This window comes from Nicoliella sp. ESL1106, assembly GCF_058509965.1.
The window spans coordinates 1,032,950-1,045,389 of record NZ_CP196340.1 but is presented as its reverse complement, the minus strand read 5'-3'; the positions used below and the strand labels follow the sequence as shown (position 1 = coordinate 1,045,389).

Below are 12,440 nucleotides of genomic sequence, written 5' to 3'. Positions count from 1 at the left end.
CAATGCAATTATTAGATCCAACAACATTAAAATCATTATTTAATGGTGATCAAAAGATTAAACGTGCATTTTATTTGCTAACCGACCAATGGCAATTAGTTGATGATGATAACCCGTTTATGCCTAATCAGATCACACCAGAGATCGTTGGGCTTGCCAAGCAGTTGTTATCGACAGAGTTGATCGATGCTAAGGTTGACTTTAACGATTATCAATCGGTCCAAGCCTTTATTATGCGTAATAATAGCTATATCGATTCAGCGGCTAAGGCAAGCCTTTTGGGTCGTTTCGAATGATGAGTTGAAAAAAATCAGTGGTGTAAAGAAAAAAGCCTTTACATCTTGTTGAATTACTGATATATTATTATTTGTTAAAAGAAATATAGGAGGTGTTTGAATGTCAGTTAAAATCCGTTTAAGAAGAATGGGTTCAAAGAAGCGTCCTTTCTACCGTGTCGTTGTCGCAGACTCAAGAAGTCCTCGTGATGGTCGTTTCATCCAAATCGTTGGTACTTATAACCCACTTACTCAACCATCACAAGTTAAGCTTGAAGAAGACGATATCTTGAGTTGGTTAGGTAAAGGAGCACAACCTTCAGATACTGTTCGGAACTTATTATCAAACGCAGGTATCATGAAGAAATACCACGAATCAAAATCCACTAAGAAATAAGTGATTAGTAATGACGACTAATTTTGACAAGTTAATTAAAACAATCGTTAAACCTCTGGTGGAACATCCAGATGATATTACTATTCAGCATAATGAGACTGACCGGTTTTATGAATATCATTTACAAACCAACCCTAAGGACGTGGGAAGAATCATCGGTAAAAAGGGCCACATTGCCCAGACGATTCGGACCATTGTCTACAGTGTCCGTGTTAATGGTAATAAACGGGTTAGATTGATTATTGAAGATGGTCAAAAATAAGGCTCTTAAATAAAACCACTGGTTTTATTTAAGAGTTTTTTTAGTTCAATTATAGAAGGCAGGTAATTATCATTTCATACTATAACATTGGTAAAATCGTAAATACCCAAGGAATTCGTGGCGAAGTACGGGTCATTTCAACGACCGACTTTCCAGAAAATCGCTTTGTTGTCGGCAATCAAGTGACCGCATTTTTGGCAAACGGGAAGCAAGTGGAATTAACGATCGATAAGGTTCGGACACAAAAGAACTTTGTCATCCTGCATTTTAAGGGGTTGGATTCGATCAATGATATCGAATTTTTAAAACCATCCACACTTAAAATTACTGATGCTCAATTATCAGCAGATGACCTAGCAGAGGGTGAGTATTATTATCACCAGATTTTAGGGTTAGCCGTGTATGACTTAGCTGATAATTATTTGGGCAAAATCACTGATATTATGGATACCGCAGCAAATGATGTTTGGATCGTTACCCGCGAAAATGGTAAAGAGTTACTTTTACCAAAAATAAACGACGTAATTAAAAAAGTTGATTTAGACCAACAACGAGTAACCATTGATTTATTGGAGGGCTTAGAATAATGAGAATTGACGTGCTTAGCATTTTTCCACACATGTTCGATGGTCCAATGAAGGAATCGATCGTGGGTAAAGCCATTGAAAAGGGTATTTTAGACGTGCATGTGACTGATTTTCGTGATTATTCCACCAATAAACACCATAATGTTGATGACTATCCATTTGGTGGTGGTGCTGGAATGTTATTACAGGCCCAACCTGTATTAGATGCATTTGCGGCGACCCAAGCAGCTGCTAAAAAAGATGCTCATTCTACTGGGCGAGTGATTTTAATGGATCCTGCTGGCAAACAATTTGATCAAGCAGTGGCTGAAGACCTCTCCAAAGAAGACCATCTTACTTTCATTTGTGGCCATTATGAAGGATACGATGAACGCATTAAGACCGTAGTTACTGATGAATATTCAATGGGTGATTTTATCCTGACTGGTGGCGAGCTGCCAGCAATGACGATTATCGATGCCACATCCCGCTTATTGCCAGATGTTTTAGGGAATCAAGAGTCTGCTCCTGGCGATTCTTTCTCAACGGGGTTATTGGAATATCCCCAATACACCAGACCAGCTGATTTTAGGGGGATGAAAGTTCCAGACGTATTGATTAGTGGAAATCATCAAAAGATTGCTGAATGGAAGCAAAAAGAGGCGTTAAGAAAGACGTTATTAAGACGGCCAGATTTAATTGATTATGCCAAGTTAACCGCTGAACAAAAAAGGTTATTAGCTGAGGTCAAAATAGAAGAACATCCAGACCCAGATTATGATTAATCGCCTTTACAATCATTACGGTCTGTGATAATATTATTTTTGTTGTATTTAACACCAATTAAAACGGTATTCCGCTGTTAGAATCTTTGACATGAATGCTAGTTGAAAGGAAGATATATTTATGCGTCAAAATAGTTTAATCGAAAAGATCAATGCTGATCAATTAAAATCTGATGTACCAGATTTTCGTGCAGGGGACACTGTTCGTGTTCACGTTAAGGTTGTTGAAGGAGACCGTGAAAGAATCCAATTATTCACTGGTGTTGTAATCAAACGCCGTGGAGCAGGTATCCAAGCTACTTACACCGTTCGTAAGACTTCAAGTGGTGTGGGTGTGGAAAGAATTTTCCCACTTCACTCACCACGAGTTGAAAAGATCGAAGTGCTTAGATTAGGTCGGGTTCGTCGTGCTAAGCTTTACTACTTACGTGAACTTAGTGGTAAGTCTGCTAGAATCCCAGCAACTCGTCGCAAACGTTAATTTAAAAATTAAACAAGATAACCACCAACTCATTTTAGTTGGTGGTTATTTTTGTATTATAGATTTAAATCTTGTTTATAATTTAACGGTGAAAAATCAGTAGATGCTGAGATTAAGCGGTTGTTCAATTCGCGATAAGCATCTAAAGCGAGGTTAGCAGCCTGGTTACTAATATCGGTAGCCACTGTTCTCGCTTCTAAATCAGAAAGGTTCACAGCTTGGCTATCCGCTTGATTAATTAATTGGCGATATTTAATTGAGAGCGATTCTTGGGTGGCTTGTAATAGATCGTTTAATTCTAGGTAATGTGGATCGACTAATACGCCCGCCAATTTAAATATCCAGTATGCTGATTTAGCATCATAATCTTGCGCCCCCACTAGGTATTCATCGGGGACCTTCGTAATCCCACTCATAAATGGGACGTACGTACTTTGGGCAGCAACCCCCATTGCTAACCAGTGAATGTTACCAATCGCCTTTGGGAGGTTAGGTCGTAATTGAAGGATGTGAGACTCTTGCGTCTTAGCTAAACTGATTGGGCGGTAACGGGTTTTATCCTCTTTAGAGCCACTCCCAATTGGATCGAATGGGGTTTCTTGGAAATGCGAACTTAAATAGGCTTTAGCATCGTCAACCGATAACTTTTTGGCAGGTTTGCGTAACAATGGCATTGTTTGGCTTTCTGGAGATTGTTCAATTTCTGGATTAAACATCTTTTGGCCATACCAAACACGTGGGGTATTGTAGTGGGCATCGGATTGACTATGGGTACCGAAGATGTTTCTAAAATTGAATTGGCCATTTATATCTGGATTGAGGTGGTTATTATCAACAAATTGTTGAATGCCCTTTGACCACATGAAGTTTTCAGAATCAGCAAAGTTAATCGTCTGAATAGCCATTTGATTTGAGATCACTGCGTAACAATCATCTGGAATTTTAATTGCGACCCAGTGATGCCCAGAGCCTGTTTCCATATACCATGCTTCATCACTATCTGCAAATAAGATTCCATTGCTTTCACTAGTCCCATACTTTTCAACGATCGTTCCTAATCGATTAACCCCTTGGCGTGCAGTCTTCACATATGGTAAAACCACGGTAATCATTGCCTCTTCACTGATACCATCTTTTTCAAGCGGGTCATAGCCAAGGACGGTAGCGTTGGCGTAGGTACTTTCGGTCGCACTCATCGCAACGCCATATTCATTGAAACCGTCTTCTTCAAACAGTCCGTACTTATCCGTCCATTCGGGAGTGGATTCATATTGGTAACGGGTGGTTGGGAGTGGCATCTTAAAACCATTATCACCGGATTCAAATTGTTGAGGGGTAGAGAAATGCTTCCGTTCAAAAATTTTTAAATGTTTAGGCCAAGATGATTTGGCATCTTCATTGCGACCAATCATGATCGAACCATCAATACTAGCTTTTTTACCGATTAAAATACTGGTACATGCTGAATAATATGGAATTGAATTCATGCTACAAGATCCTTTCTATTTGTCAATTTCATTTGGTTAATAATTATAGCACATTTAAATTGATTCTCATTTTTTATAAATTTTAATGATTGCTCAATATCAAAGAACCGTAATGAAATCATGGTATAATATGACATATTAAAGATTTTACGAATGGAGTAATTGGATTGAAGAATCAACAATATATCATGTCGATTGATGCTGGGACCACTAGCGTACGGGCAATCATTTTTGATCACCATGGTCATATTTTACAAAAGGCCCAGCGAGAATTTAAACAGTATTTTCCAAAGCCGGGATGGGTCGAACACAATGCCAATGAAATCTGGAGTGCTGTTCAGACCGTTATCTCAGAGGCCTTGATTTCAGCGGAAATTCCGCCCTATAAAATTCAAGGGATTGGCATTACGAACCAACGCGAAACAACTGTGATTTGGGATCGGCGGACTGGCAAACCAGTTTATAATGCAATCGTTTGGCAATCAAAACAAACCAGTCAAATTGCGGATGAATTAAAAAAGGCGGGTTATACGGACTTAATTCACCAGAAAACGGGATTAGTGATCGATTCCTACTTCTCAGCTACGAAAATTAAGTGGATCTTGGATAACGTTGCAGGAGTTCGAAAACGGGCTGAAAATGGGGATTTATACTTTGGAACCATTGATACTTGGTTGCTTTGGAAATTGACCAGTGGGCATGTTCATGCAACTGATTACTCCAATGCCAGTCGGACGATGCTATTCAATATCCATGATTTAAAATGGGATTCCGAAATTTTACGGTTACTTGACATCCCATCGTCATTGCTTCCAACGGTGCAACCATCTTCACACAATTTTGGATACACCTCTAATTTCACTTTTTCGGGGGTTCAAGTACCGATTACTGGAATTGCTGGTGACCAGCAAGCCGCATTATTTGGCCAATTAGCGTTAGAACCAGGAATGGTTAAGAATACATACGGGACGGGAGCGTTCATTGTTATGAATACGGGGCTTAAGCCCACCATTTCTGATAAGGGGTTGCTAACCACGATCGCCTATGGAGTTGACGGTAAGGTCAATTACGCCCTGGAGGGAAGTATTTTTGTGGCAGGTTCTGCGATTCAGTGGTTGCGAGATGGGATGCGCATCATTCAGCATGCTTCTGAAACCGAGCAAATGGCTGAATCAGCAGCGGATAATGGAGTGTACGTGGTCCCAGCCTTTACGGGGCTAGGTGCTCCATACTGGAACCAAAATACCCGTGGCGCAGTGTTTGGACTAACGCGGGGGACAAGTCGTGAGCAGTTTGTACGGGCCACGCTTGATTCATTAGCATATCAAACTAAGGATGTCATTAATACGATGGCTGCTGATACCCAGCTGAAGCTAAAGGCGTTGCGGGTCGATGGTGGGGCTGCCAATAATGATTACCTCATGCAATTTCAAGCTGACATTTTAGATATTCCGATTCAACGGTCCTCAATTTCTGAAACCACAGCACTCGGGGTGGCATATTTAGCTGGATTATGCGTTAATTACTGGCATGATATTGATGAAATTAAGATGACTGTTGGAAAGTTCACTGCTTTTCAGCCGAAAATGGATCAGATAACTCGTGATAAATGCTATCAAGGCTGGCAACGTGCTGTTCAAGCTGCCCAGTTATTCGGGGACACACCAAGGACTAATTAAATGTTGAGGAAAGGTATCTAGCGACACCATTTTGTTCGTTACTGTATTCTGTGATAACGTCAGAAATCGACTTGACGGAATCCACCGCGTTTTTCATGGCGACCTTAGTACCAGCAGCCCTGAGTAGTGGTAAGTCGTTTACTTGATCGCCAATTGCGATAATATCACGGCTATCAATGTTAAAGCATTTAGCAAGGTGGTTGATGCCATATCCCTTATCAACGCCACTGCGTTTGATTTCAAAGATGGAAAGTGGTCCGCCCCAGTGAGCGATTTCAACTTGGTTGCCGTAGTGATCGGCAATGAATGCTTCTAATTGAGGTAACTTTGTAACATCATAATCAATTGCCATGTCAACGGGATTAACAGTGAGATTATTTTTATTCAAGATCTGATCAGCCTCAACATGATTTGGAAAGAATCCACATGAGACCTTAAAGAGTTCATCGCTTGCGGGACGACTAGCTAACATCGAATTTTGATCTTCTGCAACGATAATATTGATGCCAAGTTCTTCTTTATGGGCTAATAGATCTAAAACGATATGACGATCAACGGAGAATTCGTATTCACCACTCCAGGCATAATCAGGAACGATGCCTAAACTCCCGTTAAAGTTAATCATAGGGGTCTTAAGGTTTAATTTGCGATATGCGGGCAAGGCTAATCTTGTTGAGCGGCCAGTGACAATACTTACAATGTGGCCCATTTTAATTACTTTTTGAACGGCCTGAACGGTGGAATCAGTAACTTCTGAATTATTATTTAATGTGGTGCCATCTAAATCAAGGGCAATTAGTTTTCGGTTCATCTTTTTCATCCTATACAATTATTTTTTAAACAAATTATCACTTATTATTCATTAGTTTGTCAATTATTAAGCAAGGAGGCGTTATTGTTTTGCAATTGCCTGAACAATTTAAATTAAAATATGAACAATTATTAGGGAATCAGGCCAAGGCTTTTTTTCAAAGCTTTGAACAACCTGTCCACCACGCATTTCGAATCAATCCGCTTAAACAACATCGGCCTAAAGAAGAGGAATTAGTTGATCCAGTTCCGTATTGTAAATGGGGCTATTATGGGAAGGTCAATGGAAAATCGGTTGATCATCAAAGTGGAGCTGTTTATAGTCAAGAACCCAGTGCAATGTATGTAGGGGAAGTGGCCGCCCCAAAGCATGGGATGAAGGTATTGGATCTTTGTGCTGCTCCTGGTGGGAAATCAACGCATTTAGCTAGTTTTTTGGACAACACTGGTTTATTGGTTTCCAACGAAATTAATTATAAACGAGCTAAGATTTTAGTGGAAAATTTAGAGCGTTTTGGGGCGCAAAATACAATGATCTTAAATGAAGACCCACAAACGTTGCGGAAGCACTTTCCTGCTTATTTCGATCAAGTTGTAGTCGATGCTCCTTGTTCTGGGGAGGGGATGTTTCATAAGGATCCAGATGCCATTAATTATTGGAATCGCGATTATCCTAGTGAATGTGCAGTTCGGCAACGTGATATTTTAACCGATGCAATTCAGATGCTTAAGCCAGGTGGTGAGTTAATTTATTCTACCTGTACCTTTGCACCAGAAGAAGATGAGCAAATTATTGCTTGGCTCCTTGCTGAATATCCATTTGAAATGGTTGCAATTAAGAAATACGATGGAATGGTCGATGCAAAACCGCAATGGGCAGATGGCAATCCAGAAATTGCAAAGGCGGTCCGACTGTTCCCACATCTCTTTAAGGGTGAAGGCCACTTTATTGCTAAGTTGCGATTGACAAAGGGGCTGAAAGAACCTAGTAAGATCAAGTATGAACGGGGCAATTTAACCGCTGAACAAAAACAACTTTGGTCCGCATTTGTGAAATCCAATATCAAGACTTTTCCCAAAACAGATTTAATTTGTTTTGGCGATCAATTGTACACGTTAAATGCTGAAACGCCTATTTTAAAGGGGTTAAAGGTAATGCGGCCAGGCTTATTATTAGGAACGTTCAAAAAGAAACGGTTTGAACCTAGCTATGCGTTGGCCCTAGCGATTCAACCGCGGGACATGCAAAAAACGGTGGTAATTGACCATGCAAAATGGGGCGATTATGTTCACGGCGATACGATCAAGGTTGCTAATGACGCTGTTATTACTAAGGGATGGTATCAATTGATCTGTGATGATCAAGCAGTCGCATTTGGTAAGAACGTCAATGGGACGATTAAGAACTTTTTCCCCAAGGGATTACGGTTTTTGGTTAAATAGATTGACGATAATTATATTAAGTAGGATTAAATTAAAACGAGCTACTGTCCATAATGAACAGCAGCTCGTTTTTTAGTATTTAATTTGTCGTTGGGTGATATAATTCATTAATTCTGATGAAAGTAATAATTTTTTTGATTGTAAATCGGCAATCGTGCGACACCCTAGCATTGTCATAATCGTTATTAATCCTGTTTGCCATTCTTGAATCATAGTTACCGTTTTTTCAGGACCGTTTTGAATCAACTGGTGTAAAATCGCACCGGCCACGCCAACAGCATCAGCGCCCAATGCAATCGCTTTAGCGATGTCTAATGGGTTACGAATTCCACCTGAGGCAATGATGTCTACTTGATGGATGTAAGCTTGGGATTCCAGCAGCGATTCGACAGTTGTTTGGCCCCATTCAGATAAGAATGCCAAATCTTTGTGTTTACGCCGAAAATTTTCAATTAAAGCGAAGTTAGTTCCACCGCGTCCGCTAATGTTGATGGCCCGAGCGCCGACTTGCTCAACTAGGGTCTTGATCGTTTCTTGATCCATCCCAAAGCCCACTTCCTTTATGATGATCGGCTTGCTAGCGTTTTGAACGATGTTAGTCAGTTCTGCTTGCCAGTTAAAATCACGATCGCCTTCGGGCATAATCATCTCTTGGGTGACATTAAGGTGGACTTCTAAAGCATCCGCACCGAGTAATTGGATCACTTGATCGGCATCGGCTAGTGAATGTCCGGCGCCAATGTTAGCAAATACGATGCCATTTGGCATGTTTTCACGAAGCGTAGTGAAGCTAGGATGGGTCTTTTTGTCCTTAAGGGCAACACTAGCAGAACCGCTAGCCATTGCCAGATCAGTCTGATTAGCGATTTGAGCTAGTTGTTGATTCAATTTGCCGGTCTCATCGCTGCCACCAGTCATTGCCTCAATGTAAAATGGCCACTTTAGTTGGATCTGGCCATTAAAAAGGGTGGTAGCAGGATCCACTTGATCAATACCGATCTCAGGAAGACTGTGATGAATGAAACGGACTTGATCAAACCCAGCGTTGGCATTTGTTTGAAAAAATTTTTCCGCTAGTGAAACGTGTTCGTTCTTACGATGTGAATGACGGCTGATCATTAGCTTCCTCCTGTCGATGATAACTAACGTGCAGGTTTAATTTATCAATATGGCAGTGTTCCCATTGCTCAATGATTTTATGAATGTCAGTTGAACGATCAATGATGGCAATACCACAGTCACCACCGCCAGCTCCAGATGATTTAGCAGCACCACCGAATTGCTCTACAATATTGCATAATTGCGTCAGCTTAGAAGTTTCGATCATAACCCCAGTATGGGCGGTTAATGCGGCTAATAAACTACGGTTGACTTTGATCTGTTCTTTGATCAACGCTAAATCATTATTTTGAAATCCATTGATCATTTTATCAACGCATTTATGGCTAGCTGCTAAAAAGTGTTGATAAAAATCTGATTGATCAACCTTTTGGTGGGTCACTCGGCCTAATAGGTGGGCAGTAGAAGCAGGGGTGCCGGTCCAACCAATCATGATTTCTAGATCAGCAGGGGGCATTAGGCGTTCGATACTTAAGTGTGGCCAATGCATTTTCACGACTGCTGTAATGGAATGGGTTTCTAAAACGTTCAATAGCCACTTACGATCAAATGAATGATATGCGATCCAGCCTTGATAAACGCTAGCCGCAACGTCACCTAATGAACCATTGCCTTGTACTTTTAAATGGGCAATGGCTGCGAGTTTGAAGATGGTCATCGAACTCGCATTACAATTCGCTAGTTTACAGATTGCTTTTACAACTGCGACCGTGACCGCAGCAGAGGATCCCAATCCGTATTTACGGCCATTTTGACTATTCAATGCACTATGGATAGCAAGGTGATAATCTCTAATTACATAATGATTTTGCTGTAAATATTCTTCGGTTGTTTTAATTGCGGAAGCGACGTAGCTGAACCCTTGGTCGAATTCATTAAAACGAATCGCTGGATTTGCTCGGTGCCATTTTAATTCACTAGTGGGACTTTGGTCTGACCAAGCAGAACTAATTGATTCTTGAAAATTAGCTTGCACTTCAATAAATTGATCCACCGCAATTAAAATTGCAGGGTTGCCTGGCTCAACAATTGCGTATTCGCCTGCGATATATAATTTGCCGGGTGCTTTAACGGTTATCAAAAAATCATTTCCCTTCTTTAGCGTGGGTCCTTAATAATTGTAACACCAGGACCAGGGTTACATACGACGATATCATCCGCATTAAAAATGGTTCTGAGTTTATTAATGATCAACGCTTCATCTTTAGATTGACATAGCACCTTAACGTTAGGGCCGGCGTCCATTGTAAAATAACAATCAATACCGCTCGTTCGTAACGATTGAACTAAATCGATCGCACTTAAGCTATCTGCATTGAAATAATTGAAACTAGGGTCGGCGCTAAGTGTTAAGGCGTGCATGCGCATTGCATTGGTTTCTGCGATGTGGCCGAGGGTTGCAAAATCATTATTTTGAATTGCCACTTTGATGGCTTTCAAATCACTTGCGGCCTGTTTTTTCCAGGCGGGGTAGTATGGTGAGGTCTCAACTGATGCCTTCATCCCCGTACGGCTACTGATCTTTTTGGGCTGACGGTTCAAGACGACGGTGATCATTTTAATGTCCATGGGAGATGGTGGGTTGACATCGATGGCATACGATGTTTCATTCGAATTGCCACCATGCCATTCTACAAAGCCGCCAAAGATGGAACGCGTTGCTGATCCAGAGCCCCTTCTTGCGATCATTGACAGCTGTTTTTTTGATAATTTGAGTCCCGCCGCATGGCAAGCAGCAGTGGCAAGGGCCGCAAATGCCGATGCCGAAGATGCCAATCCAGCTGAGTTGGGTACGTGGTTATATGATCTAACGATGGCCCGCGTATCGATTTTAGCCATGGTCCTGATTACGTCTAGGCAGGTCTTGACCTTGGTATCGACTGGTTGTTTGACATCATCGATAAAAAATTGATCATCGGTGATCTGATTCGTAAACCAGACTCCTGTATCGGTATAGAAATGATCCAGGGTCAACGAAAGACTGCTATTTTGGGGGATGATCAACTTCTCATCGAGCTTGCCCCAGTATTTAACTAATGCAATGTTGGTATGAGCCCGTGCCCATGTGAATTGCTCCTGCATAATGTTCACTCCTAAAAGGTTTCGATCCAGGTACTAACGGCGCCCGCGTTTGATAATGCATTGGCAATTTTTAAAGCGGAGGCATGGTTATCCGATAGGGCAATGATACAACCACCTAGGCCACTCCCGGTCAATTTGGTGCCCAAAGAACCACTTGCGGTGGCGACTTGAATCAAGCGTTCGGTCTTAGGGATGTTGATGCCTAAATAATCTAGTTGAGACTGAGCTTGATTGAGTAGATGGCCCAGTTGCTTGATATCATCGTGTTGGAGGGCGATTTTTGTCTGCTCGGTCAATTGACCAAGGTTGCCGATCGCTTCTTTAGCTCTTTGATCCTGATTGACGATTTGGCGGACCGAATTAACCGCTACGTCGGTTTGACCACGAATCCCACTGTCAGCAATTACCATATACCCATTCAAGTTCATTTCGATCGAGTCTGGTTGTTGTTTATGAATGAACCAGACCGGCGATTCCGAACTCACCGTGGCGGTATCAATGCCACTAGGGTTACCGTGGGTGATGGTTTCTTCGATGTCACTTAGTTCGAACATTTCTTGTTTGTTCAACGGCGCTTCAAAGTAATTGTAGAGGCTCTTGATCAGTGCGATTGAAACGGCAGCTGATGAACCCATCCCTCTTTCAGAAGGGATTTCACTCGTGAAATTGATTTGGATGTTAACTGGTTGTTTTGCTAATTTACGACAGATCGCTTCGATCAATCGTTTGATGCCCAAAAGATTAATGGGGGCTTCTTTTAAGCTCCCCTTATAAAATTCACTATTGATTCTAATTCCGTTCGGGATCGTTTTTGTCGTTACCGTCATTGGAATGCTATCAATGGGAAAGGCGATTGCAGGGTGGCCATAGACCACACTGTGTTCACCGATCAAAATAATTTTAGCATGACTTTTTCCGATCGCTTCATTTTTCAATTTTATCGCTCGCTTTCTAAAATCAGTATTTATAGTATCATAAAATTAATTTTAATGAAGCCTAGATATTTATAGTTACTGATTTTTTAATATTTTCAATCCTAGGGAACGTGACTTTG

Annotated in this window: 14 protein-coding genes; 8 read left to right on the top strand and 6 right to left on the bottom strand. The window is 41.2% G+C overall.

Features of this window, described 5'->3' with window-relative positions:
• The first annotated feature begins 2 nt into the window (after positions 1-2).
• The 6 genes from ACSVI6_RS04595 (at position 3) to rplS (ending at position 2,766) form a co-directional block, all read left to right on the top strand.
• Positions 3-296, top strand: a complete 294-nt coding sequence (locus ACSVI6_RS04595; RefSeq protein WP_491719534.1) for a hypothetical protein — start codon at positions 3-5, stop codon at positions 294-296.
• 100 nt (positions 297-396) lie between these two features.
• Positions 397-672 carry a 30S ribosomal protein S16 gene (gene rpsP, locus ACSVI6_RS04590; protein ID WP_491716299.1) on the top strand — a complete coding sequence of 92 codons (276 nt, stop codon included), beginning with the start codon at positions 397-399 and terminating at the stop codon, positions 670-672.
• Positions 673-682: 10 nt separating this feature from the next.
• Complete coding sequence (locus ACSVI6_RS04585; RefSeq protein ID WP_491716298.1) at positions 683-934, top strand: KH domain-containing protein; 252 nt, start codon at positions 683-685, stop codon at positions 932-934.
• A gap of 71 nt (positions 935-1,005) precedes the next feature.
• The gene (gene rimM / locus ACSVI6_RS04580) at positions 1,006-1,521 is read left to right on the top strand and encodes a ribosome maturation factor RimM (RefSeq protein ID WP_491720130.1); all 516 of its coding nucleotides are present in this window, start codon (positions 1,006-1,008) and stop codon (positions 1,519-1,521) included.
• A complete protein-coding gene (trmD, locus tag ACSVI6_RS04575; RefSeq protein WP_491716297.1) occupies positions 1,521-2,285 on the top strand; it encodes a tRNA (guanosine(37)-N1)-methyltransferase TrmD in 765 nt (254 codons plus the stop codon). Before rimM ends, trmD begins: the two co-directional genes overlap by 1 nt.
• A gap of 121 nt (positions 2,286-2,406) precedes the next feature.
• Complete coding sequence (rplS, locus tag ACSVI6_RS04570; RefSeq protein ID WP_491716296.1) at positions 2,407-2,766, top strand: 50S ribosomal protein L19; 360 nt, start codon at positions 2,407-2,409, stop codon at positions 2,764-2,766.
• Between the two features lie 56 nt (positions 2,767-2,822).
• Here the strand turns inward: rplS and ACSVI6_RS04565 are convergent, their stop codons facing one another.
• Positions 2,823-4,253 (bottom strand): C69 family dipeptidase, encoded by a 1,431-nt coding sequence (locus ACSVI6_RS04565; RefSeq protein WP_491720545.1) that lies wholly within the window; start codon positions 4,251-4,253, stop codon positions 2,823-2,825.
• Positions 4,254-4,420: 167 nt separating this feature from the next.
• Here ACSVI6_RS04565 and glpK point away from each other — a divergent pair, with 167 nt between their 5' ends.
• Positions 4,421-5,932 carry a glycerol kinase GlpK gene (glpK, locus tag ACSVI6_RS04560; RefSeq protein WP_491720544.1) on the top strand — a complete coding sequence of 504 codons (1,512 nt, stop codon included), beginning with the start codon at positions 4,421-4,423 and terminating at the stop codon, positions 5,930-5,932.
• Here glpK and ACSVI6_RS04555 read toward each other — a convergent pair.
• Positions 5,925-6,743, bottom strand: a complete 819-nt coding sequence (locus tag ACSVI6_RS04555) for a Cof-type HAD-IIB family hydrolase (RefSeq protein WP_491720543.1) — start codon at positions 6,741-6,743, stop codon at positions 5,925-5,927. The two genes, glpK and ACSVI6_RS04555, sit on opposite strands and share 8 nt — an antisense overlap.
• A gap of 89 nt (positions 6,744-6,832) precedes the next feature.
• Between ACSVI6_RS04555 and ACSVI6_RS04550 the strand changes: the two genes are divergently transcribed.
• Positions 6,833-8,185 carry an RsmB/NOP family class I SAM-dependent RNA methyltransferase gene (locus tag ACSVI6_RS04550; RefSeq protein ID WP_491720542.1) on the top strand — a complete coding sequence of 451 codons (1,353 nt, stop codon included), beginning with the start codon at positions 6,833-6,835 and terminating at the stop codon, positions 8,183-8,185.
• A gap of 72 nt (positions 8,186-8,257) precedes the next feature.
• Here ACSVI6_RS04550 and fni read toward each other — a convergent pair whose 3' ends face one another.
• The 4 genes from fni to mvk are packed head-to-tail and all read right to left on the bottom strand — an operon-like array spanning position 8,258 to position 12,321.
• A complete protein-coding gene (gene fni / locus ACSVI6_RS04545; protein WP_491720541.1) occupies positions 8,258-9,304 on the bottom strand; it encodes a type 2 isopentenyl-diphosphate Delta-isomerase in 1,047 nt (348 codons plus the stop codon).
• Positions 9,279-10,385 (bottom strand): phosphomevalonate kinase, encoded by a 1,107-nt coding sequence (locus ACSVI6_RS04540; protein WP_491720540.1) that lies wholly within the window; start codon positions 10,383-10,385, stop codon positions 9,279-9,281. The genes fni and ACSVI6_RS04540 overlap by 26 nt, the downstream gene beginning before the upstream one ends.
• Positions 10,386-10,402: 17 nt before the next feature.
• On the bottom strand, positions 10,403-11,386 hold the full coding sequence (mvaD, locus tag ACSVI6_RS04535; protein ID WP_491720539.1) for a diphosphomevalonate decarboxylase: 984 nt from the start codon (positions 11,384-11,386) through the stop codon (positions 10,403-10,405).
• 11 nt (positions 11,387-11,397) lie between these two features.
• Positions 11,398-12,321, bottom strand: a complete 924-nt coding sequence (mvk, locus tag ACSVI6_RS04530) for a mevalonate kinase (RefSeq protein WP_491716288.1) — start codon at positions 12,319-12,321, stop codon at positions 11,398-11,400.
• Between the last annotated feature and the right edge of the window lie 119 nt (positions 12,322-12,440).